Source organism: Marivita sp. (assembly GCF_020055635.1).
GTDB lineage: Bacteria > Pseudomonadota > Alphaproteobacteria > Rhodobacterales > Rhodobacteraceae > Marivita.
Genome location: NZ_JAIPUT010000038.1, coordinates 16,825 through 42,618, shown reverse-complemented (window position 1 = coordinate 42,618; position 25,794 = coordinate 16,825). Strand labels below are relative to the sequence as shown.

The following is a 25,794-nucleotide window of genomic DNA, read 5'->3' as shown; positions in this document are numbered from 1 at the left end:
CGGATGGAAGAGGTGCTGTTCGGCCGCGAAACCCCCGAGCGCGGGGTCGAGCCGGGATTGCTCGAACAGGCGCATGGCGGGGTGATCTATTTCGACGAGGTGGCGGACATGCCGCTGGGCACCCAGTCCAAGATCCTGCGGGTGCTGGTGGATCAGCAGTTCCAGCGCGTCGGTGGCGCCGACAAGGTGCGGGTCGATCTGCGGGTGATCTCCTCGACCAACCGCGATCTGCAGACCGAGATCGCGGCGGGCACGTTCCGCGAGGAACTCTATCACCGGCTCAACGTGGTGCCGATCGCGGTTCCGAGCCTGGAGGACCGGCGCGAGGACATCCCGATGCTGGCCGAGCATTTCGTGGACCTTTTCAACCAGACCCAGGGCCTGCCAAAGCGCGGCGTGAGCGCCGACGCGGTGGCTTTGTTGCAGACGATGGTGTGGCCGGGCAACGTGCGGCAACTCAAGAACCTGATCGAACGGGTGCTGATCCTGGGCGACGGCACCGGCGACATCGGGGCTCGGGAACTGCCGCAGGAATCCGGCCACGCCGAGGACGAAGAGGGCCGGGTGGTGCTGTCGGGGACGCTTGCCACGATGCCGCTGCGCGAGGCCCGCGAGGCGTTCGAGCGCGAATACCTGCTGACCCAGATCAACCGGTTCGGCGGCAATATCAGCCGCACCGCCAGCTTTGTCGGCATGGAGCGGAGCGCCTTGCACCGCAAGCTGAAATCGCTGGGCGTCGTGACAAGCTCGAAGGCGGGAAACCGGGTGGCCTATCTCGAGGACGAGGTGGAAGAGGCGTCGTGACCCGGTAGGTCCGGTCCGGCCCCTTTGTTTCGCGCGCGAAACATCCGGACCGGAGCGGACCTATTAAGCGTTTGTTAACGTGAGATGATTTCGGGGGAAAAGGCGTGGTTTCACGCGCCGTCGCGGCGATCCACGACAAAGGTGCGTGCGAGCACGCACCCTACGGCGGGGGGCATCACGGTGCTCCCCAATTGACCCCACCCCCCACCTCTGCCAAACAGAAGCCTGCGCCACAGCCAAGGGGCCCGTCCGCGGGCGAAGCACATGAAGGTCATCATCTGCGGAGCAGGTCAGGTCGGCTGGCAGATCGCGCGTCATCTCGCAGGCGAGCGCAACGAGGTCACGGTGGTCGACAACAACCCCGAACTGGTGCGGCGGGCGACCGACAGTCTGGATGTGCAGGGGATCGCGGGCTTCGCGTCCTATCCGGATGTGCTGGACCAGGCGGGCGCGCGGGATGCCGACATGATCATCGCCGCGACCCATTCGGACGAGGTCAACATGGTGACCTGCCAGGTGGCCCATTCGGTGTTCGAGGTTCCGCGCAAGATCGCGCGGCTGCGGTCGAAATCCTACCTGACGGCGATCTATTCCGACCTCTACCGCCGCGATCACATGCCCATCGACGTGGTGATCAGCCCCGAGATGGAGGTGGCCGAGGCCGCGTTGCAACGGCTCAATGCGCCGGCGGCGTTCGATACCGAGACCTTTCTGGAGGGCGATGCGTCCCTGATGGGGCTGACCATCGACGAGGATTGCCCGATCATCAACACGCCGCTCAAGCAGCTGACGGATCTGTTCTCGACCTTGCGCGCCATCGTCGTGGGCATCCGCCGCGAGGGTACGCTGTTTGCACCCGAAGCCGGGGACCAGATCTTCGCCGGCGATGCCTGTTACGTGATGTCCCACCGCGAGGACGTGCGCCGGACGCTCGAGATCTTCGGCAAGACGCAGCGCAAGCAGGAGCGGGTGGTCATCATCGGCGGCGGCAATGTCGGGCTGATGGTCGCCCGGGAGCTCGAGTCGCGGGCCGATCGGATCCGGGTCAAGGTGATCGAGCGCAGCCGCAAACATGCCGAACGCGCCGCCGAGGCGCTGGAGCGGACGATTGTGCTCAATGGCGACGGTCTGGACGTGACGCTGCTGGCCGAGGCCAATATCGAGCGCGCCGACGCGGTGCTCTGCGTGACCGATGACGACAAGACCAACATGCTGGCCGCCGTGCGCGCCAAGTCCGAGGGCTGCCGGATGGCGATCGTGCTGATCAACGACCCGACGCTCGAGCCGTTGATGGAGCCTCTGGGGATCGACGCCTATATCAACCCGCGCTCGGTCACGGTCAGCTCGATCCTGCGCCACTTCCGCCATGGCCGGGTCAAGTCTGTCTATTCCATCGGTGATGCCGAGGCCGAGGTGATCGAGGCCGAAGTGCTGTCGACCTCGCCGATGGCGGGCCAGAAGCTGCGCGACATCGATTTCCCGGAAGGCGTGATCGTCGGCGCGGTGCGCAAGGGCGACAAGGTCAAGCGTCCGACCGGGACCATGGTGATCGACGCGGGCGATCAGGTGGTGCTTTTCGCCCTCGCCAAGGACGTGCCGGAGGTCGAGCGCCTGCTTCAGGTGTCGATCGACTTCTTCTGATCCATGGCGCTGCTGTACCGCCTGCCTTTCCTGATCCTGCTGACCGGCATGGCGTCGGCGTCGATGATCCTGCCTGCGGTGGTGGCGCTCTGGACCGAAGCGCATCAGGATGCGCGGTCGTTCTTCTATTCCGGGCTGGTGGGGCTGGTGTTCTGCGCCCTGGTCGGGCTTGCACTGGCCAACCGGCCGCATAACCGCAACGCCATCCGCCAGTTGCTGGCGCTCCTGGGCACTTTCGCGATCCTGCCGGCGGTGCTTGCGGTGCCGTTCTACGAGTCGGTCCAGACCACGAGTTTCCTCAATGCCTATCTCGAGATGGTCTCGAGCCTGTCGACCACCGGTCTGCCGCTGTTCGCGCCCGAGCGGCTGTCGATGGCCGAGCACCTGTGGCGCGCGCAGGTCGGCTGGATGGGCGGGCTGCTGATGTGGGTGGCGGCGGCGGCGATCCTCGCGCCGCTCAATCTGGGCGGGTTCGAGGTGACGTCGCTGGATGAGCCCGGGCAGGACGTGGTGGCCGGTGCCGCGCGGCGGGACACGTCGAACCCGGCAAGTCGCCTGGCCCGCAGCGCCGCCATTCTCGTGCCGACCTACGTGTCGCTGACGCTGGCGCTGTGGGTGCTGCTGCTGGTGGCGGGCGACCGGCCGTTCGTCGCGCTGACCCATGCGATGAGCGTGATGTCCACGTCCGGCATCTCTCCGGTGGGTGGTCCGTCCGGGGCCAGCAGCGGCTTTGCCGGTGAGGCGATCATGGCGGTGTTCCTGCTGTTCGCGCTGTCGCGGCTGACCTTCTCGGCCGATACCGGCGCGTCGCAACGGGCAGGGCTGCTTTATGACCCGGAGTTCCGGCTCGGGGTGGCGATCGTGCTGTCGGTGCCGCTGCTTCTGTTGCTCCGGCATTTCGTGGCGGCCCTCGACCTTGGCGATCAGAACAACGTCTTCGCGGCGGCCCGTGCGTTCTGGGGCGCGGCCTTCACCGTGCTGTCATTCCTGACAACCCAGGGCTTCGCCAGCGTTGACTGGGTCGATGCGCAACAATGGTCGGGCCTTGAAACGCCGGGCGTGATCCTGATGGGGCTGGCGCTGATCGGCGGCGGGGTGGCCACGACGGCGGGCGGGGTCAAGCTCTTGCGGGTCTTCGCGCTGATCATCAACGGCATGCGCGAGGTGGACCGGCTGGTGCATCCGTCCTCGGTGGGTCGCTCTGGCCTGGTGTCGCGGCGCACACGGCGCGAAGGTGCGTTCATCGCCTGGGTGTTCTTCATGATCTTCGCGATCACCCTCGCGGCGACCACGGTGGCCTTTGCCGCTTTCGGCATCCCGTTCGAGCAGTCCCTGGTGATGGCGGTCGCCAGCCTGAGCAATTGCGGCCCGCTGGTCGATGTCGTGCAGGCCGGGCGGCTGGCGTTGATCGACCTGGGGCCCGGACCCAAGGTGATCGCCGCCCTCGCGATGATCATGGGGCGCCTGGAAATGCTGGCGCTTGTGGTTATTCTGACACCAGATCTCTGGCGCGATTGAGCGCTGCCGGCACATCTGCCGAAATTCCTTGTTTTTCCACTGGAATTCATGCGAACCGCACGACATAGTGAGAGCAAATCACGACCTTCGGCGCGGCAAAAGCAAGAACAAAGGCATTATTTATGGCATCGGATAGGCAGAATCTTCAGGACGCGTTTCTCAACCACGTCCGCAAAACCAAGGTGCCCGTGACCGTTTTCCTGATCAACGGCGTGAAATTGCAGGGCGTGATCACCTGGTTCGACAATTTCTGTGTGCTGCTGCGCCGTGATGGACAGTCGCAGCTTGTCTACAAACACGCGATTTCGACCATCATGCCGGCCCAGCCCATCAATCTCTATGACGGCGAAGGCGAAACTTGAAAGAACATGACCCGCATGTGACCCGCGCCTGGGTCCTGCACCCGGACATCACCAGCGACCGGACCCGCCGCGCGGCAGGTCCGGCCCTCGATGAGGCCGTGGCCCTGGCCGCCGCCTTGCCGGGGCTCGAGGTCGTGGGCCGTGACGTGGTGCGCCTGCCAAAGCCGCATCCCGGTGCGCTTTTCGGCTCGGGCAAGATCGAAGAGCTGGCGACCCGCTTCAAGGAAAACGACGTCGAACTGGTGCTGGTGGACGGGCCGGTGACGCCGGTTCAGCAGCGCAACCTGGAAAAGGCCTGGAAGGTCAAGCTGCTCGACCGCACCGGGCTGATTCTCGAGATTTTCAGTGACCGGGCCGCCACCCGCGAGGGCGTGCTTCAGGTGGAAATGGCGGCGCTCAGCTACCAGCGCACGCGGCTGGTGCGCGCCTGGACCCACCTTGAACGGCAGCGCGGCGGACTTGGCTTCGTCGGCGGACCGGGCGAGACCCAGATCGAGGCCGACCGCCGCGCCATCGACGACCAGCTGGTCAATCTGCGCCGGCAACTCGACAAGGTGGTCAAGACCCGCGGCCTGCACCGCGCCGCGCGGGCCAAGGTGCCGTATCCGATCGTGGCGCTTGTGGGCTATACCAATGCCGGGAAATCGACCCTGTTCAACCGCCTGACCGGGGCCGAGGTGATGGCCAAGGACATGCTCTTTGCGACGCTCGATCCGACCATGCGGTCGGTCAGGCTACCGGACGGTCCCGAGGTGATCCTGTCCGACACGGTGGGCTTCATCAGCGATCTGCCGACAGAACTGGTCGCCGCCTTCCGCGCCACGCTGGAAGAGGTGCTGGCCGCCGACCTGATCCTGCATGTGCGCGACATCAGCCATTCCGCCACCGAGGAACAGGCGCAGGACGTGCGCGAGATCCTGAATTCGCTGGGCGTGACCGACACCACGCCGCTGCTCGAAGTGTGGAACAAGACCGACGCGATGGATCCCGAGGCCCGCGCGGCGGCCCATGCCCGTGCCGAGCGGGACGACTCGGTCTTCGCCACTTCGGCGCTGACCGGCGACGGGCTCGATGCGCTGCTGGCAGCGGTAAACCGTGCCCTCGAAGGCGACCGGCGCGAAGCGGTGATCCACCTGGGCTTCGACGAGGGGCGCAAGCGCGCCTGGCTGTTCGACAAGGCGCTGGTCGAGGAGGAAACCCAGGACGAGACCGGCTACACGCTGAAGGTGCGCTGGTCCGCCAAGGACGCACGGCAATTCGAGACCCTCTGAGAGGCGCGCAGCTCCCGGCTTCTCCGGTTCGAAAATATCCCGGGGGAGTCGCCCCTGGCGACGGGGGCAGAGCCCCCCAACGCGCGCGAAGCGCGCGCCCGTCGGACGGCCGAAGGCCGTTCGAACCCCTTACTGGCGCACCAGCCGGGTCACACCCACCGAGGCCGCACGCGCAAGATCGGCGTCCAGGGACATCGGGATGTACTCCCCGCGCCGCCACAGGATCCCCAGATTGTCATAGTGCCGCGACAGGAAATGCCCCGACTGGCCGGTGGACAGGATGAACACCGAACTGTCGGGATCGGCGAAATCATAGACCCCGCGATAGGCTGCGCCATGCACGTTCAGAAACGGGTCGGGGCCGTCGCCTGCGCTGCGCCCCCGCATCAGGGTGTGATCGCCGCCCGAGGTGCTTTGGCGGATGTTGACGAAATACCGCAGGAGCGGCACATCGCCCAGGACCGGGTGATCATGGGTGGCCTGGTGGGCGTCGCCCCAGCGCAGGGATTCAAGCGCCGTGCCGTAGGTTTCCGAGATCCAGACCAGCGCGTCGTCCAGCGCCAGTCGCGCAATGTCGGTGCAGCTTTCCTCGGCCGCCGAGCGGATCACGTTGCACCAGGCGCCGGCACCGTCGACATCGCGGTAGACCCGTTCGATGAACAGCGGCTCGACGCGGGTGAATTCCGACGCCAGCGGACCAAGATCGTCGCGGATCAGCCGCTCCTGCAGCGCGCGCAGCCAGGCCGAGTAGATCAGCGGTTCCGGCAGGTGCTCGTTCATCTCGCCGTTCCAGTTGGCCAGCAGCTCGAGCGCGCGCTGGCGCAGCCGGTCCGGCGTGCCTTCGGGGGCGGCTTCGCCGGTGAACCACAGATCCGCGCCGATCAGCGGCAGCAGCGCGCGGGCGGTGACCGAGACGGTGTCGAGCTGGGCCTCGATGAAGCTGTCGCGGGTGTGCACCTCGCGCCCCTGCATCAGCCCGCGCCAGCGCATCACCCGCTGGCTGTCGCCCCAGTCGAAGCTGACATGCAGCGGGAAGGGACGGTCGACGATCTTGTTGTTGGTGTTGCCGACGATGCCGCCATTGGGGTTCACGAAGACCGGGTTCGAATCGTCGGGAAACACCCCCTGCCAGCGGTTTTCGGGCCGCCAGCCCAGCGACGGCATCCGCCCCTGGCTTTGATGCGCCTCGTCGCGCCGTGGCATCGCGCCGATCATCTTCATGGCGATCGTGTCGCCGTCGATCACGGTGAGGTTCTGGGACGGCGCGACATAGGATTTCGACACTTCCAGCGCGCTGTCCACCGATTGCGCGAACATCAGCCCGATCGCGGCGGACATCGACGTGTCGCGCGCACTGAGCGCCGTCCAGCCAAGCGCCGCCACATGGCCCGGCGGTGTGACGCTGCCCAGGTTCATCCGCGTCGCCGGCAGGACCGGCCCGTTATCGGTCCAGCGCAGGGTGAGCGTGACCGGGCCGGAATCCTTGATCTCGATGATCGACCGGCGGGTCTCGAAGGGCTTGAACCCGTCCGGCGTGCGGTACTGCTCGCGGTTGTCGGGGTTCAGTTCCTCGATGAAGACATCCTGGTCGTCGAGATAGGACGAGGTGATTCCCCATGCGATGGCTTCGGACCGACCCGCCATGATCGCCGGGATACCGGGGATGGTCGCGCCGATGACGCCGCCCGAGGACAGCTCGAGCCGCGCAAGGTACCATGTCGCCGGCGCGGTGAATTGCAGATGTGGGTCATTCGCCATCAGGGTCGATCCGGTGGCAGACCGCGACGCATCCGCCGCCCAGACATTCGACGCGCCGGCCAGACCGCGCTCGGGCACCGGCCAGAAGGCGGCAGGCGGTCCGGACCGGGCGAATTGGGTCCGCGGTGACACACCCGGCACCAGCTGCGCGTATTCAGGCAATGCCGCAACGCCGGGGCCGGGAATGTCGGGCAGCAGGTCGGCCACCCGGTCTTCGTCGGGCAACAGGAGCGACGTGCGCGCGCGCAGCACTTCCTCGCCCAGGTGGCTCGAGAGTTGCAGCGCCATCAGCTTGATCAGCGCCACGGAATCGGCGGGTTGCCACGGCGCGAGCGGTGCGTTGAAGACGAAGAACTCGGGCGCGCCGCGCCCCAGGCTGTCGCGGTTGATCTCGGTGATCCGGGCATTCACCCCGGCGGCATAGGCGTCGAGCGCGTCGCGCGTCCGGTCGTCCTGTGCCGTCACCGATTGCACGGCGCGGGGATAGAGATCGAGCCGCCGCATCAGCTTGTCGGTCTCGACCGTGCGGGTGCCGAACAGTTCGGACAGGCGGCCCTGGACGGTGCGGCGCAGAAGGGTCATCTGCCACAGGCGGTCCTGCGCATGGGCATATCCCAGCGCGTAGAAGGCATCGCGGTCGGAGGCGGAAAAGATGTGCGGCACACCGGAATTGTCGCGCACGATCTCGACATCGGCGGTCAGCCCGGAGACCGGAATGGTCTTGTCGTAATCGGGCAGGGAGCGCGACGCGAGGTAGTAGACCGTGAGCACCGAGACCGTCCCCAGAACGAGGAAGGCCGTGGTCAGCCAGACCATTGCTCTGAAGATCAGCGCCACGTCGCGTTTCCCTTTCGAACCGGATGCCCGACCCGTGCAGGGGGGCCGTGAAAGCCCCTACCGAACACACGCCCCCTTGCCAAGGGGGCGGCGTGGCGTCAGGTAAAGGCAGCAAGAAATTACCACGAAAGATAGGGAGCACACGAGATGGCGAAACTGGCATTCCTGGGGTTGGGGGTCATGGGATACCCGATGGCGGGGCATCTGGCGAAGGCCGGGCATGACGTCACGGTCTACAATCGCACGGCCTCCAAGGCGCAGGCATGGGCCGAGGCGCATGGCGGGTCCCATGCGGCCACACCGCGCGAAGCGGCAGCGGGATGCGATTTCGTGATGTCCTGCGTCGGCAATGACGACGATCTGCGCAGCGTCTGCCTGGGCGAGGACGGGGCCTTTGCAGGGATGGCGAAGGGCAGCATCTTTGTCGATCACACCACCGTGTCGGCCAAGGTCACCCGCGACTTGTACGAGGCAGCGGCCGAACAGGACATCGCCTTTGTCGACGCGCCGATCTCGGGCGGACAGGCCGGGGCGGAAAACGGCGTGCTGTCGGTGATGTGCGGCGCGGATCAGGCGGCCTTTGACGCGGCCGAGCCGATCATCGGCGCCTATGCCCGCATCTGTCGCCGCATCGGCGACAGCGGCGCGGGCCAGATGACCAAGATGTGCAACCAGATCGCCATTGCCGGCCTCGTGCAGGGGCTGAGCGAGGCGCTGCATTTCGCCGAGAAGGCAGGGCTTGACGGGCGCGCGGTGGTCGAGGTGATCAGCCAGGGCGCTGCCGGGTCGTGGCAGATGTCGAACCGTTCGGAGACGATGATCGACGACAAGTTCGATCACGGGTTTGCCGTCAACTGGATGCGCAAGGATCTGGGCATCTGCCTTGATACCGCCGACGAGGTGGGCGCGTCGCTGCCGGTCACGGCTCTGGTGGACCAGTTCTACAAGGACGTCCAGCGGCTGGGTGGCGAACGCTGGGATACTTCGAGCCTGATCAAGCGTTTGCGCGCGATGGGCTGACACCGGGCGCGGTGGATGCGTCGACGCATCCACGGTTTCCGTCGACGGAAACCCTCGCGCGGACAGGGCACCGGATGCGTCGACGCATCCGGGCGTTTCCGTTGACGGAAACGGCGGCGGGCGACGCAGCTCCGGTCCATGATCACGCCTTTATTTCAGTGTCTTGCGGCGCGCTTTGGCAGTGATATGTCAGGCGTCGACGGCAGTGAGCCGTTGTTGCGGTCGAGGCCGCATGGGAGTGTTGAAAGACATGAAGAACGCAATTGTAACCCTTGGAACCGTCGTCGCCCTGACAGCCGGTTTGGCGCATGCGCAGGTTGCGGTGGAAGACACGGATGGCGATGGCAGCTATTCGATGGAAGAGCTGATGGTCGCCTATCCCGACCTGACCGAAGACGTCTTTGCCGAGGTCGATGCCGATGGCGACGGCGCGGTGAGCGCGGATGAACTGACGGCGGCGCAGGACGCGGAGATCCTCGTCGCGGGCTGATCGGCCGCCTGTTTTCCTCATGTGGGGCTTCGGGAAACCGAAGCCCTTTTGCGTTACTCGGTATCGGTGCCGCGCAGGGCGAGGATGGCCATGATGCCGATCACGCAGAGCCCGACGACGGCGATGTTCAGCGGGCCGGTATTGGCCACGATCACACCGATCAGGGCCCAGATCACGGTGATTCCGTACTCGGGCGCGCGGTGCAGGCGGTACTGCGCGATCAGTGCGATCCCGAGACCGATGGACAGGGCGACAATCGCCGACCACGTGCCGCCCAGTATCCCGTAGCCGCCGAGCAGCAGCCCGATCGAGACCGAGGAAGCCGCAGTCAGCCAGCCCGCGTAGATCGCGACCGGCGCCTGCTGCACCCAGCGGTCGGTGTCGCCGACGCGGAACAGGCTGAGCAGCGCGGTCCCCAGCATCGCCCAGATCAGGATCGTGGCGATCACCGGCGAGACATTGGCGACCGGCAGCCACGTGGCCCCGATGGCGAGGCTGAGCACCAGCGGCGGGCGCATCGGGGCCCAGTCCGGATCGTCACTGCGCCGGATCAGGCCGAACCCGGCCCCCACGATGAGCCAGACATAGATCAGGCCCCAGATCGAAAAGGCATAGCCCGCGGGCTGCACCGGCGGGTCGTCCTGCGGCACCGGAAACTGATCCGGCTCGAACCCGTTGAAGCCTTGGGTGAACCACGGAGAGGCGGCAAATGCGAGTGCCGCCACAAGTAATAGTGCTGCCCAGAGCCGTGTCATGCCTACTCCATCACCCCGTTCGCCGTGATCCGCGTCTTGCCACCCAGCCACGGATGCAACGCCTCGGGCAATGTGACGGATCCATCTGCTTCCTGTCCATTCTCGAGGACCGCGATCAGGCAGCGCCCGACAGCGAGGCCCGACCCGTTCAATGTATGCACGAAATCGGGCTTTCCGCCACCTGCGGGCTTGAAGCGGGCATTCATCCGGCGGGCCTGGAAATCGCCGCAGACCGAGACCGAGCTGATCTCGCGATAGGCGTTCTGACCCGGCAGCCACACTTCGATGTCATGGGTGCGGCGGGCGCCGAAGCCCATGTCGCCGGTGCACAGCACTACGGTGCGATAGGGCAGGTTCAACCGTTCAAGGATGCCTTGAGCGCAGCCGGTCATGCGGTCCAGTTCGTCGCGGCTGTGATCGGGATGGGTGATCGACACCATCTCGACCTTCTCGAACTGGTGCTGGCGCAGCATCCCGGCCGTGTCGCGCCCGGCGCTGCCCGCCTCGGAGCGGAAGCATTGCGTATGCGCGACATAGCGGCGGGGCAGGGTGTCTTCGTCCACGGTTTCGCCGTTGACGATATTGGTCAAGGGCACCTCGGCGGTCGGCACCAGCCACCAGCCATTTGTGGTCTGGTAGCTGTCTTCGCCGAATTTCGGCAACTGGCCGGTGCCATACATCATGTCGTCGCGGACAAGGACTGGAGTCCATGTCTCGGTCAGCCCGTTTTCGGTGATATGCGTGTCCAGCATGAACTGGGCCAGCGCGCGATGCACGCGGGCGACCGCGCCGGACATCACGACAAAGCGCGATCCAGACAGCTTGGCGGCGGTCTCGAAGTCCATGCCGGGCTGCACGCTGGCGATCTCGTAATGCTCTTTCGGCTGGAAGTCGAATTCGCGCGGGCTGCCCCAGCGGTGGATCTCGACATTGTCGGCCTCGTCCGCACCTTCGGGCACATCGTCGAAAGGCAGGTTGGGCAGGCCCATCAGCAGGGTCTGCAACGTGTCGTCCAACTGCTTGGCGCGGGCCTGCATGTCGGCGACGGCCTGCTTCTTGGCGGACACCTCGTCGCGCAGCCGTGCGAATGCGGCCTCGTCGCCGGATGCCTTGGCCTTGCCGATTTCCTTGGCTGCCCGGTTCTGGTCGGCCTGGGCGGTTTCGGCTTCGAGAATGGCGGCGCGGCGGGCTTCGTCGATGCGCAGCACCTCGGACGAGACCGGCTCCAACCCACGACGCGACAGCAACGCGTCGAACGCTGCGGGGGTCTCGCGGATGGCTCGGATGTCATGCATGGGTCTTGTCCTTCTGACTCGCAATATGTTCGGCGGCCTTATGCACCGATCTGCGCGCCTTGGGTAGGGGGTTGGAAAGGCGGGTGGATCGGGGTCAGCGGTGCGGCAGACGCGCCACCGGCACGGCCAGCGATCCGGTCTGGCCCATCGCGCTGATGACGGCCGTTACCGCCCAGCCGGAATCGCCCCGAACCAGCACCGGCCCGCCCGAGTTTCCCGGCCGCACCTGGCAGTCGAGCCGCAGCAGCCCGGCACCGCGTGTTCCACCACAGCCGAACGCGGCCCCGAGCATGTGCGGGCGGCGCGACGAATAGCCGATGATGGCGTAGGGCGGAACGGTGAAACGCCGGTCCAGAACCGGCAGGGGCGCGATCGTGCTGGGGCGTTGCAGCGTCAGCAGGGCGATGTCGTAACGCACGTCAAGGCTGCCCTGGGCATAGGCCCTGGGGTGCACCCAGATCGCGCGTCCGGTCACGCTGTCCGCCGCATCGCCGCGCAACCAGCCCGCCACAAAGGTGATCTCCTGAGGCGTGGGGCCGGTTCCGTCGATGCCGGACAGGCAATGCGCGGCGGTCAGGACGGTGTCGGGGGCGATCAGGGTGCCGGTGCACATCTCGCGGGTGCGATAGCCCGCGGCGTTGACGCGCCCGACCGCCTGCCAGGCGGCATGATCCTCGGCGGGCAGCACGGGCAGGTCCTGTGCCGTCGCGGCAGAGGCGATCAGGACTGACAACAGGACAGGCAACAGGGGACTCATGGCGCGATGTAAGGCGCATTTCCGGGCGGGTCACAAGGTGCAGGCCCGGATCGTGGCCGATTTTGCCGAAATGACGGACTGCGCCACGGCGCGCGGGGCCGCATGTCACATGCGTCGGAAGCTGCCTTGCAAAGCACGACATGGCGACATAGGTTCCGCGCAAATTTACGGCCAGATCATGCGGCCAGATCATGCGGGGTGTGCCCCGCCAACTTCAAGGAGCACGCCCATGGACGGCAACGCCATTGCCCAGTTTGTCCCTCTTATCCTGATCTTCGCGATCATGTATTTCCTGCTGATCCGCCCGCAGCAGAAAAAGATGAAAGAGCATCAGAAGATGGTCGAAGGCCTGCGCCGCGGTGATGTTGTCATCACCCAGGGCGGGATGATCGGCAAGGTGGTAAAGGTCAAGGAAAACAACGAACTGGACGTCGAGATTGCAGAAGGCGTCAAGGTTCGCGTGGTGCAGAACACCGTGGCGCAGGTTGTTTCCAAGACCGAACCCGCCAATTCCTGATCTCTCCAGCCCGTATCGGACCGCTCGCTCATGCTTCAGATCGACCTCTGGAAGCGCCTGCTGATCTGGACCACCGTCGCGGTGGGCCTGGCACTTGCGCTGCCCAACCTGTTCTACCCCCGTGTCGAACAGCATAATGACGCGGTCGCCGCGATGGAGTTGCAGGGCGAGAGCCCGGAGCTTCTGGCGCAACGCGCAGGCTGGCCGAATTTCCTGCCGTCGGGGCTGGTCAATCTCGGACTCGATCTGCGGGGCGGGGCGCATCTGCTGGCAGAGGTTCAGGTCGAGGATGTCTACGCCGCGCGGCTCGAGGCTCTGTGGCCCGAGGTGCGCGACGTGCTGCGGCCCGAACGCGACGTCGTGGGCACGATCCGTCTGCAACCTTCGGACCCGGGGGAATTGCGGGTCCGGATTTCCCAGCCCGAAAACATGGACCGGGCGCTGGAACTGGTGCGCGGTCTGGCGCAGCCGGTGGTGTCTCTGACCGGCGCGATGAGCAACGATCTGAACGTGACCGCCGATGGGTCGGACATCGTCGTCACCCTGTCGGAGGCCGAGCAGATCGCCACCGACGAACGGACGATCCAGCAAAGCCTGGAGATCATCCGCCGCCGCATCGACGAGGTCGGCACACGGGAACCGACGATCCAGCGACAGGGCAGCGACCGCATCCTGATCCAGGTGCCCGGCATCGGGTCGGCGGCCGAGCTGAAAGAGATCATCGGCACCACCGCGCAGCTGACGTTCCAGCCCGTGCTGGGCCGCACCGACGATGCCAATGCCAGCCCCGGTGTCGGCAACGAGCTGTTGCCGTCGCTGGATGAAACCGGCGTCTTCTACATCCTCGAACAGGCGCCGGTGGTCACCGGAGACGAGCTTGTCGACGCGCAACCCGCCTTTGACCAGAACGGCCGCCCGGCGGTGAATTTCCGGTTCAATCCCACGGGAGCGCGCAAGTTCGGCGACTATACGGCGGCCAATATCGGCAATCCCTTCGCCATCGTCCTGGATGACGAGGTGATCAGCGCCCCGGTGATCCAGAGCCACATTCCCGGCGGATCGGGCATCATCACCGGCAATTTCACGGTCGAGGAAAGCACGCAGCTTGCGGTTCTGCTGCGGGCTGGGGCCTTGCCGGCGGGGCTGGAATTCCTCGAAGAACGCACCATCGGGCCGGAACTCGGGCAGGACAGCATCGAGGCCGGTCAGATCGCGACGATCGTGGCCTTTGCCGCCGTGCTTGTCTTCATGGCGCTCAGTTACGGGTTGTTCGGGCTTTTCGCCAACGTGGCGCTGATCATCAATATCGGGCTGATCTTCGGGCTTCTGAGCCTGATCGGGGCCACGCTCACGCTGCCCGGAATCGCCGGGATCGTGCTGACGGTCGGCATGGCGGTGGACGCCAACGTGCTGATCTTCGAACGGATCCGCGAAGAGGTGAAAACCGCCCGCGGTCCGGCCCGCGCCATCGAGCTGGGCTATGAAAAGGCGCTCTCGGCCATTCTGGACGCCAACATCACCACCTTCATCACCGCGGTGATCCTGTTCGTGATGGGCTCTGGCCCGGTGCGCGGCTTTGCGATCACGCTCGGTCTTGGTATCATGACCTCGGTCTTTACGGCCATCTTTGTCACCCGGCTTCTGATCGTGATGTGGTTCGAACGCCGTCGCCCCAAGACAATCGAAGTATAACAGAAGGCTCGGCCTGACATGCGCTTGCGACTGGTCAAACAGAACACGAATTTCGACTTCTTCAGCCGCTGGAAGATCTGGCTTGGCATTTCCGGGGTTCTGATGGTGATGGCCCTGGTGTCGTTCCTGTTGCAGGGCCTCAACTACGGCATCGATTTCCGCGGCGGCACCACCATCCGCACCGAAAGCGCGCAGCCCGTCGACGTGGGGCAGTACCGCGACGCCATCGGGGCCCTGGGGCTGGGCGACATCACGATCTCGGAAGTCTTCGACCCGACCTTCGGTCCGGACCGGAACGTGGCCATGGTGCGCATCCAGGCGCAGGAGGGCGAAGAGGCGGTCAGTGTCGCCGTGATCGAACAGGTCGAGGCCGCCTTGAGAGAGGTCGTGCCGGACATCGAGTTCGTGTCGGTCGAATCCGTCGGGCCAAAGGTATCCGGCGAGCTGATCCAGACGGCGGCGATCGCGGTGGTGCTGGCGATTGCAGCGGTGCTGGTCTATATCTGGCTGCGGTTCGAATGGCAGTTCGCCCTGGGGGCGGTTGCGGCGCTTGTGCATGACGTGATCCTGACGATCGGCATCTTCTCGGAGCTTCAGATCAAGTTCGACCTTGCCATCATCGCGGCGCTGCTGACCATCGTGGGCTATTCACTGAACGACACGGTGGTGGTGTTCGACCGGGTGCGCGAGAACCTGATCAAGTACAAGAAGAAGAACCTCAAGGAGGTTCTCAACATCTCGATCAACGAGACCCTGAGCCGGACCTTCATGACCTCGGCCACCACGCTGCTGGCGCTGATCGCGCTCTTCGTGCTGGGCGGCGACGTGATCCGCGGTTTCGTCTTCGCGATGATCTGGGGTGTGATCGTCGGCACCTATTCGTCGATCTTCGTCGCCTCGGCCATCCTGCTGTGGCTGGGGGTCAAGCGCGACTGGACGAAACCCACGGACACGACCGGCAACCAGTTTGCCAATGTCGATGCCTGACATCCTGCTGGCCGCGCTGGAGACAGCGGGGCTGGGCTGGATGATCCTGACGACACTTGTGGCCGGCGTGGTCTACGGCTTTGCGGGGTTCGGCGCCGGTCTGATCTTCATGCCGATCGCGGCGGCGTTCGTGACACCGGCCACGGCGATCGCGGCCTTTGCCGTTTCGGCTCTGGCCTCGGTGGTCACGGTCTTTCCAAGGGCGCTGCCGCTGGTGGACCGCAAGGCGGTCGGCGTTCTGATCGTCAGCGCCACGGTGGCGGCCTCTTTCGGGATCTGGGTGCTGCGGGTGGCCGATACCACCGTGATCCGCTGGTTCGTCGTGTCGACCTGTGCCATCACGCTGGTCGCGCTGATCGCAGGCTGGCGACATGCCGTCGCGCCGCGACTGACGACCCGCATCGGGATCGGCCTGGCCACCGGGTTCGTCGGCGGGATCAGCGGGCTTCTGGGGCCTATCATGGTGCTGTTCCAGCTCGCCGGGCGCGACGCCATCGCGACGACTCGTGCAACGACGCTGGTGTTTCTCACGATCACCAGCCTGCTTTTGCTGCCGCTGATGTATCTTCAAGGGATTTTGACCGCAGAGGCGGTTGCGTTGGGCTTGGTGATGCTTGTGCCCTATGGCATGGGTGCATTGGTCGGTCAGGCCCTGTTCCTGCCCGACCGGGAACGATCCTACCGCGTTGCGGCTTATGTCATCATCGCGGCGGCAACCCTGATGGGGCTGCCGATCTGGGACAGGCTCTGAGCAAGGGAGACAGCATGCGCTTGAACGAAGTGGTCTATACCGATGCCGAACCGATCGACGGCTACGGCCCGGGCTTCTTTCGCATCGGGGGTCAGAAACGCGAGGCGCCGCTGGTGACCGGCTTCATGGGCACGATGTCCTGGGGCGGGTATGACGATGTCGAAACCCTGCTGGCCCTGGAAGGCGAGATCGATGTGCTTTTCGTCGGAACCGGCGACGACGTGGCGCATATCCCACGGGCGCTGCGCGACACGCTCGAGGCCAAGGGCGTCGGTGTCGAGGTCATGAGTTCGCCCGCGGCCTGCCGGACATACAACGTGCTCCTGTCCGAAGGCCGCCGCGTGGCCGTGGCGCTTCTGCCTGTGACCTAGACGCGACACGATGCGTTGACGCATCATGGCTTTCCGTTGACGGAAAGCCTGCGGGTGCGGCGGTGTGCCGGTCTTGCATCACGCTTTGCCTGTTGCGCTCTTGCCAGTGACCTGGACGCGACACGATGGGTTGACGCATCGTGGTTTTCCGTTGACTGAAAGCCTGCGATTGCGCCGGTGTGCCGGTCTTGCATCATGCTTTGTATGTTGCGCTTTTGCCTGGACCTGGACGCGACACGATGCGTTGACGCATCGTGGCTTTCCGTTGACGGAAAGCCTGCGATTGCGCCGGTGTGCCGGTCTTGCATCAGGCTTTGCCTGTTGCGCTTTTGCCTGTGACCTGAACGCGACACGATGCTTGGACGCATCGTCTCTTTCCGTTGACGGAAAGCGCCGGTCCGGTCTGGTCGGTGAATTCCTCCAAGCCCCATTTTCGTGCTTTTGCCGGCCCCGGGCTTGGTCTAAGTCGGGGCATGGTTCTGACTGTACGTGATATGGCTGTCACCCGGGGTGGCCTTGCGATCCTCGAAGGCGTTTCCTTCGACCTCGCGGCGGGAGAGGCGCTTGTCCTGCGCGGACCCAACGGGATCGGCAAGACCACCCTGTTGCGCAGCGTGGCGGGCCTTCAGCCGCCCGAGCGGGGCACGGTGTCCGGGGCCGAGGATCAGATCGCCCATGCGGGGCATTCCGATGGCCTCAAGGCCATGCTCAGCGTGACCGAGAACCTGCGTTTCTGGGCCTCGGTGTTCGGCGTGACCGAGATCGAACCGGCGCTGATGTCTTTCGCCCTGACCGAGCTGCGCCACCGCATGGCGGGCACCTTGTCGGCCGGTCAGAAGCGGCGGCTGGGGCTGGCGCGGCTGATGGTCACCGGCAGGCCGATCTGGGTTCTGGACGAACCGACCGTCTCGCTCGACACCGCGTCTGTCGCTCTCTTCGCCGAGGCGGTGCGCCGCCATCTTCGAAATGGCGGCAGCGCCCTGATGGCGACCCATATCGACCTTGGCCTCGCGGAGGCGCGCGTGCTTGACCTGACGCCGTTCAAGGCGGCGCCCCGGGCGCGCCAGATGGACGAGGCCTTCCTGTGAGAGCGCTTCTGCTGCGGGACTTGATGCTGTCGATCCGCGCCGGGGGCGGCTTTGGCCTGGGCCTTGCGTTTTTCCTGATCGTGACGGTGCTCGTGCCCTTCGGCGTCGGGCCGCAGACCGAACTTCTGTCGCGCATCGCGCCGGGTATCCTGTGGATCGGTGCGTTGCTGGCCTGTCTGCTGTCGCTTGACCGCATCCTTGCGCTGGACTGGGAAGACGGATCGCTTGACCTGCTGGCGACGGCGCCGCTGCCGATGGAGGGCATCGTGACGGTCAAGGCCTTTGCCCACTGGATCACCACCGGGCTGCCGCTGGTGCTGGCTGCGCCGGTGCTGGGCGTGTTGCTCAACCTGCCGGGTGACGCCTATTTGTGGGTCGTGGTCAGCCTGGCCGTCGGCACCCCGGCGCTGAGCGTGATCGGCACCTTCGGCGCGGCGCTGACCGTGGGTCTCAAGCGCGGCGGGCTTCTGATGTCGCTGCTGGTCCTGCCGCTCTATGTGCCGACGCTGATCTTCGGGGCCGAGGTGGCACGGCGCGGGGGCGAAGGGCTGACCGTGCAGGCGCCGCTTCTGCTTCTGGCGGGAATCAGCTTCGGGGCGATCGCGCTTCTGCCCTTTGCCAGCGCGGCCGTGCTGCGGATCAATCTGCGGTAACGTGTCCTATGCGGTTTTTTGAATTGAAGGCGACGAAAAAACCGCCTACCTGACGATCATGTCTTTGTGGGAATACGCAAATCCGGTGAAGTTCATCCGCACCACCGACAAGGTGTTGCCGTGGGTCTGGACGCTTGCCTTTCTGTGCCTGGTCACCGGGTTGACCTGGGGTTTCTTCTTCACGCCGGATGATTTCCGCATGGGGTCGACCGTCAAGATCATCTATATCCATGTGCCCTCGGCTCTGATGGCGATCAATGCCTGGCTGATGATGCTGGTGGCATCGCTGATCTGGATCGTGCGGCGGCACCATGTCTCGGCGCTGGCGGCCCGCGCCGCGGCGCCGGTCGGCGCGGTGATGACCGTGATCGCTCTGGTCACGGGCGCGTTCTGGGGCCAGCCGATGTGGGGCACCTGGTGGGAATGGGATCCGCGTCTGACCTCGTTCCTGATCCTGTTCCTGTTCTATCTGGGCTACATCGCCCTGTGGGAAGCGATCGAGAATGACGACACCGCGGCCGACCTGACCTCGATCCTGTGTCTTGTCGGATCGGTTTTCGCGATCCTCAGCCGGTATGCGGTGAATTTCTGGAACCAGGGCCTGCACCAGGGGGCGACGTTTTCGATGGACAGGGAAGAGAACATTTCCGACGTGTTCTGGTACCCTGCCGTGATCAGCATGGTGGGCTTTGCGCTGCTGTTCGTGGCGCTGGTGTTCCTGCGCACCCAGACCGAGATCCGCGCGCGCCGCACCCGTGCGCTTCTGGCGCGAGAGGGGCAGGCATGATGCCCGACCTTGGCAAATATGCATTCGAGGTGATCAGCTCTTATGGCGTGACCCTCGTGCTGCTGGTGATCATCGTTGCGGCAAGCCTTCGACGCGCCCGCAAGGTTCGCGCCGCGCTCGACGAGGTGGAAAGCCGGAAGGGCAATCATGGCTAGAATTTCGCCCCTGATGGTGCTGCCACCGGTCCTCTTCGGAGCGTTCGCGCTCTTGGCCTATGTGGGTATGTTCCGCGATGATCCCCAGGGTCTGCCATCGACCCGCGTCGGGCAACCTGCGCCGCCGATCACCGAAACCGCCTTGCCCGGCTATGCCGCGTTCGATCCCGCGATGCTGACCTCAGGAGAGGTGACGCTGGTGAATTTCTGGGCGAGCTGGTGTCCGCCGTGCCGGGTCGAGCATCCCAAGCTGCTGGAAATGCAGGCGGACGGCATGCAGATCATCGGCGTGAACATCCGCGACCAGGAGGCGAACGCGAGCCGCTATCTTGAGGAAGACGGCAACCCGTTCGCTGCCGTCCCGTTCGATCCGGCGGGCCGCACGTCGATCGACTGGGGTGTGACGGCGCCGCCGGAGACCTTCATCGTCGACGGCGATGGCACGGTGCTGTTCCGGTTTGCCGGACCGCTGGTCGGGTCGGATTACGAACAGCGCTTCGCGCCGGCGCTTGAAAAGGCGATGGCGAACTGACCAGGGGTCAGGGCAGAAGGGTCTGCGCGCTGTCCGGGATGCCGGCGAACACGCTGGCCCCGGCAATCAACAGCAGGGCAGCAGTCTGAAGGATTGTCAGAACTTTCATCGGGCAACTCGTGTTTTTGTGTGGACGTTGGGTTCAGGCGTTCACGGATAAGTGGGGTCGCTGCGCCGGAAGTGTAGGGGGCAAGCCGTCACCTGCGACAACTTGAACCAAAAATGAATTCGTTTTTCAGATTTCGGGCAGTTTGCCGGGCAGCTTGCCCATATTGAAGGCGGATCGCGGACGGGACGGCCTGAGTCAGGTGATCCAGCCGCCATGAACCCCGATAATTTCCCCGCTGACGAACCCGGCTTTGTCCGACAGCAGAAAGCGCACCATATAAGCCACATCTTCAACAGCTCCGAACCGGGGCAAGGCTGTCTTCGAGGCGATCTTTGCCCGGATGTCATCCGGTCGCGGTGCGTCGTCTCGTTCGATAGGCCCGGGGGCCACAGCGAGAACGCGGATACCACAAGGCCCCAATTCGGCAGCAAGAGCCTTGGTAATGGCATCCATCGCCGCCTTTGACGCTGCGAAGGCCGACACCCGCGCTGGCGGCAGGCGACCGTTCAGACTCGAGATATTGAGGATGGCTCCGCCTTTGGGCATCTCCGGTACCAGTATCTCGGCCAGTTCGAGACCGGAAGCGACATTGCGCTGGAACATTTCCGTAGCCAGCTGTGCAAGCCCTGGACCAAACGGTGTGGCCGCGCCCGGACCAACATTGTTGACGAGATGTGTCACGCAGCCTTGTGCATCGAGTACGGCATGCGCCAAGGCGTGTCCGGCCCCGGGCGAGCTCAGGTCTGCGTGATAGGCCCGCGCCTCGATGTCGTCAGCCGTCAAGGCATTTACCATTTCGGCAGCGGCGTCCGAGTTGGTGTGATAAGAAAAGGCGAGCCGATGGCCCGCCTTTCCAAGCTCTCTTACAATCGCTTCCCCGATCCCGGCGCTGCCGCCGGTTACGAGTGTCAGCGGCGCATCAATCACTCGGCCGCCACCGTGTCGCGGCCGGCGAGGTCGCGCAGCACGTAGTGCAAGACGCCACCGTTCTCGATGTATTCGATCTCGATCCCGGTATCGATCCGGCACTTGAGCGTGATCTCGGTCTCGGTGCCGTCCGCATAGGTGATGGTGCAGGGCACCTCGGCCAGCGGGGTGATCGTGTCGAGACCGTGGATCGACACGGTTTCCTCGCCGGTCAGGTTCAGCGACTTGCGGGTGTCGCCGCCTGTGAACTCGAACGGGATCACACCCATGCCGACAAGGTTCGACCGGTGGATACGTTCAAAGCTTTCCGCGATCACGGCCTTGACGCCCAGAAGCGCGGTGCCCTTGGCCGCCCAGTCCCGCGATGACCCCGCGCCATATTGTTCGCCACCGAAGATCACCAGCGGCGTGCCCGCCTCCTGGTAGGCCATCGCCGCGTCGAAGATCGAGGTCTGATCGCCATCGGGGCCCTTGGTGTACCCGCCTTCGACATTGTCCAGCATCTCGTTCTTGATGCGGATGTTGGCGAAGGTGCCGCGCATCATGACCTCGTGGTTGCCCCGGCGCGATCCGTAGGAGTTGAATTCGCGCTGCGGCACCTGGCGTTCGATCAGGTACTGACCCGCAGGGGTGGTGTCCTTGAACGAACCAGCCGGGCTGATGTGGTCGGTGGTGATCATGTCGCCCAGAAGCGCCAGAACCTTGGCACCCTCGATGTTCTCGATCTTCTTGGTGTCCATCGTGATGCCCTGGAAATAGGGCGGGTTCTGCACGTAGGTCGAGCTGGGGGGCCAGTCATAGGTCTTGGCGTCGGTGGTTTCCACACCCTGCCATTTCTCGTCGCCCTTGAAGACATCGGCATATTTCGACTGGAACGCCTCTCGCGTGACGGTCCGTTCGACCAGTTCCGCGATCTCGGCCTGGGTCGGCCAGATGTCCTTGAGGAAGACATCGTTGCCGTCCTGGTCCTGGCCCAGCGGTGCGGTGGCGATGTCGACATTCATGTCGCCCACCAGCGCGTAGGCCACGACAAGCGGCGGCGAGGCGAGGTAGTTGGCGCGGACATCTGGCGAGATCCGGCCTTCGAAGTTGCGGTTGCCCGACAGGACCGATGTGCCGATCAGGTCATTGTCGTTGATGCACTTGCTGATCTCTTCGGCCAGCGGGCCGGAGTTGCCGATACAGGTGGTGCAGCCATAGCCGACGAGGTTGAAGCCGATGGCGTCAAGGTCGTCCTGAAGCTCTGCCGCCTCGAGATAGGCGGACACGACCTGCGAACCGGGGGCCAGCGATGTCTTGACCCACGGCTTGCGGGTCAGGCCCTTTTCGCGCGCCTTGCGGGCAACGAGGCCGGCGCCGATCATCACGTAGGGGTTCGACGTGTTGGTGCAGGAGGTGATCGACGCGATCACGACCGATCCGTCATGCAGCTGGTAATGACCGTCCTCGGTCTGGACATAGCCGCGCCTGTGGTGGCCTTCGTCGCCGGGAATCTCGGTCGGTTCCGGTGCGCCGCCTTCGCCTTCCCAACGGCCTTCGGCAATCGGGGTGGCATCCTTGCCGGACCGGATGCCCTTGACGTATTCGCCGAACGCCGTCGCGGCCTTGTCGAGCGCGATATAGTCCTGCGGGCGCTTGGGACCGGAAATCGCCGGAACGATGGTGCCCATGTCCAGGTGCAGCGTGTCGGTATAGACCGGCGCGTAATCGGCATCGCGCCAGAAGCCGTTTTCCTTGGCATAGGCTTCGACCAGCGCGATCCGGTCCATGTCGCGGCCGGTTGTCTTGAGATAGCGCAGGGTTTCGTCGTCGATCGGGAAGAAGCCACAGGTCGCGCCATATTCGGGCGCCATGTTGGCGATGGTCGCGCGGTCCGCCAGCGGCAGGGTATCGAGCCCCGCGCCGTAGAATTCCACGAACTTGCCGACAACGCCCTTTTCGCGCAGCATTTCCACGACCTTGAGAACAAGGTCGGTGCCGGTGGTGCCTTCCATCATCGCGCCGGTCAGCTCGAAGCCGACAACCTCGGGGATGAGCATGGAGATCGGCTGACCCAGCATCGCGGCCTCGGCCTCGATCCCGCCGACACCCCAGCCCAGAACGGCGGCGCCGTTGACCATGGTGGTGTGGCTGTCGGTGCCGACCAGCGTGTCGGGATAGGCGACTTCCTCACCATTCTGGTCCGTATCGGTCCAGACGGTCTGGGCAAGATATTCAAGGTTCACCTGGTGGCAGATGCCGGTGCCCGGAGGCACGACGCGGAAGTTGTTGAACGCCGACTGACCCCACTTCAGGAAGGTATAGCGCTCCATGTTGCGCTCGTATTCGCGGTCCACGTTCATCTGGAAGGCGCGCGGGTTGCCGAATTCGTCGATCATCACCGAGTGGTCGATCACCAGATCGACCGGGTTCAGCGGGTTGATCTTTTCCGGATCGCCGCCAAGCGCCACGATCCCGTCGCGCATCGCCGCCAGGTCGACCACGGCAGGTACGCCGGTGAAGTCCTGCATCAGCACGCGCGCCGGACGGTAGGCCAGTTCGACCTCGCCCTTGCCGCCATTGTCGGCCCAGTCCGAGAACGCCTTGATGTCCTCGACGGTGACGGTCTTGCCGTCCTCGAAGCGCAGCATGTTCTCCAGAACAACCTTGAGACAGGCGGGCAGGCCAGAGAATGTTCCCAATCCCGCCGCCTCGGCCGCGGGGATCGAATAATAGGCGATGGACTGGCCATTGACCGTCAATGTCTTGCGGGTCTTGGCTGTGTCCTGACCAACTGTGATGGGCATGACAGGGCTCCTTGAAGCAATAAGGCATGGAATTCTGCCTGCTATCTGCCCCATGCCACGGAGTCGATCAAGGGGGGTGCGACGTTTTTGGTATACTATTGCACACAATTCTTTCGGCGACACCGGGATCGGACCGGTCGCGCGGCTCTCGCAAAACCTTGATTGGTTATTTCAATCGGTCCTGTCTAGACATTCAGGGGACAGATAACGGGCAGGACCGCGACACGATGAACAGGCTCTTGGCACTCATGACGGCACTCCTGACGAGTGTGAACGCAACCGCGCTACGTGCCGAGCAGACGCCTGTCGTCGTTGAACTCTTCACCTCTCAAGGCTGTGCCTCCTGCCCGGAAGCGGACGAAATGCTGGCCCGCCTGGGCAGCCGCGAAAACGTGATCGCGCTGGCGCTGCATGTCGATTACTGGGATTACATCGGCTGGAAGGACAAGTTCGCCCTGTCAGGTTTTACCAAGCGCCAGAAGGGCTATGCGCATGTCTTCGACAAGCGGATGATCTACACGCCGCAGATGGTCGTGAACGGCGTTCGCGAGGTTGCGGGCAACCGTCCGATGGATGTGACCGACCTCGTGCAGGCAGAGGCGGCCAAGGGACTTGCGGTGCCGCTGACCATCGAACGGTCGGGGGACACGCTGTCGATCTCGGCCCCGGCAGAGCAGGACCTGGCAGACACGGATGTGATCCTCGTGCGCTACACGCCATCGGCCTCGGTCGATATTCCACGGGGCGAGAATGCCGGCAAGACGCTGGCATATAGCCATATCGTGACCGAATGGTCCGATATCGGCGACTGGAACGGGCAATCGCCCCTGTCGGCCACGGTGCCGGTCTCGGGCGCGTCGCCGATCGTCGTGCTGGTGCAGGAAAAGGGCTACGGCCCGATCCGGGCCGCCGCGCGCTTGCGCTGACGTCCGGGCTTCCACCGACGGTGAATCCAGAACCATTGGGCGGGATTCTCCCGGATCCGGGCCTCCAGCCGGGCCGTCACATCGCGCATCATGTCGACCGGGTCGCCATGCGGAACAGGGGCCTCGAACACCACGTCGAAATTGACCCCATCGGGCTTGCGGATGCCGAAGAACGGCACCAGCGCCGCGCCGGTCCTGAGCGCGATATCCGCCGCCGAGGTGAGCGTGGGGGCCGGTTGGCCCATGAAGTCGATCGGGGTGCCCGCGCTGTCATAGACATCGAAGAGCAGCACCCCCATGCCGCCCTCGCGGATATGCTTGATCAGCCCCATCGTGCCGCGCCGACCCTGTTCGAAGACCGGATCGGACAGGGCGTGCATGTTGGCGGCGTAATGCGCGTTGAAGAACGGGTTCGACATCGGCCGGTAAAGCCCGCCGATCCGGTACCCGCGCGCGACCAGGGCGGCGCGGGGGGCTTCGAAATTGCCGAAATGGCCGGTGACGAACAGCACCGGGCGTCCCTCGGCGCGGGCCTGCTCGATCGCCTCTACGCCGTCGCCGGTGATGTCCGCGTCCGCCATGCGCCGCATCAGCCCGTCGACATCGTAATTGTCGATCATCGTGCGCCCGGCATTGTCGGCCACCAGGTCGGCCAGGTGGCGGCGCTCGGTCACGCCCATGTCGGGCCAGACATGGGCCAGGTTGTCCTCGGCGCGTTTGCGGTAGCCGGCGAGCGGGGCCACCACATGGCGCACCAGGCGCCCCATCAGCCACAGCCGCGCCCGGATCGGCAGGCGCAGCGCGCACCAGATCGCACCGCGCAGCACGCGGTCGGTGGCCCAATCCTGCCAGCCACCGGAAATGTGTTTGCGCGTCTTCTTCTTCGTGGCCAAGGAAAACCTGCTCGGAATGTCGGCGGTCAAGCGCCTTCGAAGGCGCTTGATACGCGATTTCGAAATCGCGTGTCAAAGCCCGTTGCAACGGGCTTGGCGCGGCAGTCGCCGT

Annotated in this window: 25 protein-coding genes; 18 read left to right on the top strand and 7 right to left on the bottom strand. The window is 64.9% G+C overall.

Annotated elements, in window-relative coordinates:
- The 5 genes from LCF60_RS16490 to hflX all read left to right on the top strand — a co-directional run.
- Positions 1 to 804: sigma 54-interacting transcriptional regulator (locus LCF60_RS16490; protein WP_292293232.1), on the top strand; the 804-nt coding region annotated here is incomplete at its 5' end.
- A 264-nt stretch (positions 805 to 1,068) separates the two neighbouring features.
- Positions 1,069 to 2,445 carry a Trk system potassium transporter TrkA gene (gene trkA, locus LCF60_RS16485; protein WP_292293231.1) on the top strand — a complete coding sequence of 459 codons (1,377 nt, stop codon included), beginning with the start codon at positions 1,069 to 1,071 and terminating at the stop codon, positions 2,443 to 2,445.
- Between the two features lie 3 nt (positions 2,446 to 2,448).
- Entirely contained in the window at positions 2,449 to 3,963 is a 1,515-nt protein-coding gene (locus LCF60_RS16480; RefSeq protein WP_292293230.1) for a potassium transporter TrkG, read from the top strand.
- Between the two features lie 122 nt (positions 3,964 to 4,085).
- Positions 4,086 to 4,325, top strand: coding sequence for an RNA chaperone Hfq (hfq, locus tag LCF60_RS16475; protein WP_292293228.1), 240 nt, complete (start codon positions 4,086 to 4,088; stop codon positions 4,323 to 4,325).
- 17 nt (positions 4,326 to 4,342) lie between these two features.
- Positions 4,343 to 5,596: a GTPase HflX gene (gene hflX, locus LCF60_RS16470; RefSeq protein WP_292293227.1), complete on the top strand. Its 1,254-nt coding sequence runs from the start codon at positions 4,343 to 4,345 to the stop codon at positions 5,594 to 5,596.
- 129 nt (positions 5,597 to 5,725) lie between these two features.
- On the opposite strand, the gene LCF60_RS16465 is transcribed toward hflX, so the two are convergent.
- The gene (locus LCF60_RS16465) at positions 5,726 to 8,191 is read right to left on the bottom strand and encodes a penicillin acylase family protein (protein WP_292293226.1); all 2,466 of its coding nucleotides are present in this window, start codon (positions 8,189 to 8,191) and stop codon (positions 5,726 to 5,728) included.
- 147 nt (positions 8,192 to 8,338) lie between these two features.
- Here LCF60_RS16465 and LCF60_RS16460 point away from each other — a divergent pair, with 147 nt between their 5' ends.
- Together LCF60_RS16460 and LCF60_RS16455 are read left to right on the top strand one after the other, a co-directional pair.
- Entirely contained in the window at positions 8,339 to 9,211 is an 873-nt protein-coding gene (locus LCF60_RS16460; RefSeq protein WP_292293225.1) for an NAD(P)-dependent oxidoreductase, read from the top strand.
- A gap of 250 nt (positions 9,212 to 9,461) precedes the next feature.
- Positions 9,462 to 9,701: an EF-hand domain-containing protein gene (locus tag LCF60_RS16455; protein WP_292293224.1), complete on the top strand. Its 240-nt coding sequence runs from the start codon at positions 9,462 to 9,464 to the stop codon at positions 9,699 to 9,701.
- A gap of 53 nt (positions 9,702 to 9,754) precedes the next feature.
- Here the strand turns inward: LCF60_RS16455 and LCF60_RS16450 are convergent, their stop codons facing one another.
- From LCF60_RS16450 to LCF60_RS16440, 3 genes are all read right to left on the bottom strand, one after another.
- Positions 9,755 to 10,456, bottom strand: coding sequence for a hypothetical protein (locus LCF60_RS16450; protein WP_292293222.1), 702 nt, complete (start codon positions 10,454 to 10,456; stop codon positions 9,755 to 9,757).
- 2 nt (positions 10,457 to 10,458) lie between these two features.
- On the bottom strand, positions 10,459 to 11,751 hold the full coding sequence (gene serS, locus LCF60_RS16445) for a serine--tRNA ligase (RefSeq protein WP_292293221.1): 1,293 nt from the start codon (positions 11,749 to 11,751) through the stop codon (positions 10,459 to 10,461).
- A gap of 94 nt (positions 11,752 to 11,845) precedes the next feature.
- Positions 11,846 to 12,508 carry a trypsin-like serine protease gene (locus LCF60_RS16440; RefSeq protein WP_292293220.1) on the bottom strand — a complete coding sequence of 221 codons (663 nt, stop codon included), beginning with the start codon at positions 12,506 to 12,508 and terminating at the stop codon, positions 11,846 to 11,848.
- Between the two features lie 229 nt (positions 12,509 to 12,737).
- On the opposite strand from LCF60_RS16440, the gene yajC reads away from it, so the two are divergent.
- The 10 genes from yajC to LCF60_RS16390 all read left to right on the top strand — a co-directional run bounded on the left by yajC (position 12,738) and on the right by LCF60_RS16390 (position 20,041).
- Positions 12,738 to 13,025: a preprotein translocase subunit YajC gene (yajC, locus tag LCF60_RS16435; protein WP_292293235.1), complete on the top strand. Its 288-nt coding sequence runs from the start codon at positions 12,738 to 12,740 to the stop codon at positions 13,023 to 13,025.
- A 30-nt stretch (positions 13,026 to 13,055) separates the two neighbouring features.
- Positions 13,056 to 14,717, top strand: a complete 1,662-nt coding sequence (gene secD, locus LCF60_RS16430; RefSeq protein WP_292293219.1) for a protein translocase subunit SecD — start codon at positions 13,056 to 13,058, stop codon at positions 14,715 to 14,717.
- An 18-nt stretch (positions 14,718 to 14,735) separates the two neighbouring features.
- Positions 14,736 to 15,704, top strand: a complete 969-nt coding sequence (secF, locus tag LCF60_RS16425) for a protein translocase subunit SecF (protein WP_292293218.1) — start codon at positions 14,736 to 14,738, stop codon at positions 15,702 to 15,704.
- Positions 15,697 to 16,455 (top strand): sulfite exporter TauE/SafE family protein, encoded by a 759-nt coding sequence (locus LCF60_RS16420; RefSeq protein WP_292293216.1) that lies wholly within the window; start codon positions 15,697 to 15,699, stop codon positions 16,453 to 16,455. Before secF ends, LCF60_RS16420 begins: the two co-directional genes overlap by 8 nt.
- A gap of 14 nt (positions 16,456 to 16,469) precedes the next feature.
- Positions 16,470 to 16,826: an Mth938-like domain-containing protein gene (locus LCF60_RS16415; RefSeq protein WP_292293214.1), complete on the top strand. Its 357-nt coding sequence runs from the start codon at positions 16,470 to 16,472 to the stop codon at positions 16,824 to 16,826.
- Between the two features lie 473 nt (positions 16,827 to 17,299).
- Positions 17,300 to 17,914 (top strand): heme ABC exporter ATP-binding protein CcmA, encoded by a 615-nt coding sequence (gene ccmA, locus LCF60_RS16410; protein ID WP_292293213.1) that lies wholly within the window; start codon positions 17,300 to 17,302, stop codon positions 17,912 to 17,914.
- Positions 17,911 to 18,567, top strand: a complete 657-nt coding sequence (ccmB, locus tag LCF60_RS16405) for a heme exporter protein CcmB (RefSeq protein ID WP_292293212.1) — start codon at positions 17,911 to 17,913, stop codon at positions 18,565 to 18,567. The genes ccmA and ccmB overlap by 4 nt, the downstream gene beginning before the upstream one ends.
- A gap of 58 nt (positions 18,568 to 18,625) precedes the next feature.
- The gene (locus LCF60_RS16400) at positions 18,626 to 19,354 is read left to right on the top strand and encodes a heme ABC transporter permease (protein ID WP_292293210.1); all 729 of its coding nucleotides are present in this window, start codon (positions 18,626 to 18,628) and stop codon (positions 19,352 to 19,354) included.
- Positions 19,351 to 19,509, top strand: a complete 159-nt coding sequence (gene ccmD / locus LCF60_RS16395; RefSeq protein ID WP_292293208.1) for a heme exporter protein CcmD — start codon at positions 19,351 to 19,353, stop codon at positions 19,507 to 19,509. Before LCF60_RS16400 ends, ccmD begins: the two co-directional genes overlap by 4 nt.
- Positions 19,502 to 20,041, top strand: a complete 540-nt coding sequence (locus LCF60_RS16390) for a DsbE family thiol:disulfide interchange protein (protein ID WP_292293207.1) — start codon at positions 19,502 to 19,504, stop codon at positions 20,039 to 20,041. The genes ccmD and LCF60_RS16390 overlap by 8 nt, the downstream gene beginning before the upstream one ends.
- Before the next feature lie 304 nt (positions 20,042 to 20,345).
- Here LCF60_RS16390 and LCF60_RS16385 read toward each other — a convergent pair whose 3' ends face one another.
- Together LCF60_RS16385 and acnA are read right to left on the bottom strand one after the other, a co-directional pair.
- Positions 20,346 to 21,077: an SDR family oxidoreductase gene (locus LCF60_RS16385; RefSeq protein ID WP_292293206.1), complete on the bottom strand. Its 732-nt coding sequence runs from the start codon at positions 21,075 to 21,077 to the stop codon at positions 20,346 to 20,348.
- A complete protein-coding gene (gene acnA / locus LCF60_RS16380; RefSeq protein WP_292293205.1) occupies positions 21,074 to 23,863 on the bottom strand; it encodes an aconitate hydratase AcnA in 2,790 nt (929 codons plus the stop codon). The genes LCF60_RS16385 and acnA overlap by 4 nt, the downstream gene beginning before the upstream one ends.
- Positions 23,864 to 24,111: 248 nt before the next feature.
- Between acnA and LCF60_RS16375 the strand changes: the two genes are divergently transcribed.
- Positions 24,112 to 24,789: a DUF1223 domain-containing protein gene (locus tag LCF60_RS16375; protein ID WP_292293204.1), complete on the top strand. Its 678-nt coding sequence runs from the start codon at positions 24,112 to 24,114 to the stop codon at positions 24,787 to 24,789.
- Here LCF60_RS16375 and LCF60_RS16370 read toward each other — a convergent pair.
- Complete coding sequence (locus tag LCF60_RS16370; RefSeq protein WP_292293234.1) at positions 24,753 to 25,682, bottom strand: lysophospholipid acyltransferase family protein; 930 nt, start codon at positions 25,680 to 25,682, stop codon at positions 24,753 to 24,755. The genes LCF60_RS16375 and LCF60_RS16370 overlap by 37 nt on opposite strands.
- Between the last annotated feature and the right edge of the window lie 112 nt (positions 25,683 to 25,794).

Excerpts from the sequence above, each read along its gene's own strand:
- serS (WP_292293221.1), bottom strand. The coding sequence starts at position 11,751 with ATGCATGACATCCGAGCCATCCGCGAGACCCCCGCAGCGTTCGACGCG.
- LCF60_RS16390 (WP_292293207.1), top strand. The coding sequence starts at position 19,502 with ATGGCTAGAATTTCGCCCCTGATGGTGCTGCCACCGGTCCTCTTCGGA.
- secF (WP_292293218.1), top strand. The coding sequence starts at position 14,736 with ATGCGCTTGCGACTGGTCAAACAGAACACGAATTTCGACTTCTTCAGC.
- ccmA (WP_292293213.1), top strand. The coding sequence starts at position 17,300 with ATGGTTCTGACTGTACGTGATATGGCTGTCACCCGGGGTGGCCTTGCG.
- LCF60_RS16375 (WP_292293204.1), top strand. The coding sequence starts at position 24,112 with ATGACGGCACTCCTGACGAGTGTGAACGCAACCGCGCTACGTGCCGAG.
- trkA (WP_292293231.1), top strand. The coding sequence starts at position 1,069 with ATGAAGGTCATCATCTGCGGAGCAGGTCAGGTCGGCTGGCAGATCGCG.
- LCF60_RS16480 (WP_292293230.1), top strand. The coding sequence starts at position 2,449 with ATGGCGCTGCTGTACCGCCTGCCTTTCCTGATCCTGCTGACCGGCATG.
- LCF60_RS16455 (WP_292293224.1), top strand. The coding sequence starts at position 9,462 with ATGAAGAACGCAATTGTAACCCTTGGAACCGTCGTCGCCCTGACAGCC.
- LCF60_RS16400 (WP_292293210.1), top strand. The coding sequence starts at position 18,626 with ATGTCTTTGTGGGAATACGCAAATCCGGTGAAGTTCATCCGCACCACC.
- LCF60_RS16450 (WP_292293222.1), bottom strand. The coding sequence starts at position 10,456 with ATGACACGGCTCTGGGCAGCACTATTACTTGTGGCGGCACTCGCATTT.
- LCF60_RS16420 (WP_292293216.1), top strand. The coding sequence starts at position 15,697 with ATGCCTGACATCCTGCTGGCCGCGCTGGAGACAGCGGGGCTGGGCTGG.
- acnA (WP_292293205.1), bottom strand. The coding sequence starts at position 23,863 with ATGCCCATCACAGTTGGTCAGGACACAGCCAAGACCCGCAAGACATTG.
- LCF60_RS16460 (WP_292293225.1), top strand. The coding sequence starts at position 8,339 with ATGGCGAAACTGGCATTCCTGGGGTTGGGGGTCATGGGATACCCGATG.
- LCF60_RS16440 (WP_292293220.1), bottom strand. The coding sequence starts at position 12,508 with ATGAGTCCCCTGTTGCCTGTCCTGTTGTCAGTCCTGATCGCCTCTGCC.
- hfq (WP_292293228.1), top strand. The coding sequence starts at position 4,086 with ATGGCATCGGATAGGCAGAATCTTCAGGACGCGTTTCTCAACCACGTC.
- yajC (WP_292293235.1), top strand. The coding sequence starts at position 12,738 with ATGGACGGCAACGCCATTGCCCAGTTTGTCCCTCTTATCCTGATCTTC.
- secD (WP_292293219.1), top strand. The coding sequence starts at position 13,056 with ATGCTTCAGATCGACCTCTGGAAGCGCCTGCTGATCTGGACCACCGTC.
- ccmD (WP_292293208.1), top strand. The coding sequence starts at position 19,351 with ATGATGCCCGACCTTGGCAAATATGCATTCGAGGTGATCAGCTCTTAT.
- LCF60_RS16415 (WP_292293214.1), top strand. The coding sequence starts at position 16,470 with ATGCGCTTGAACGAAGTGGTCTATACCGATGCCGAACCGATCGACGGC.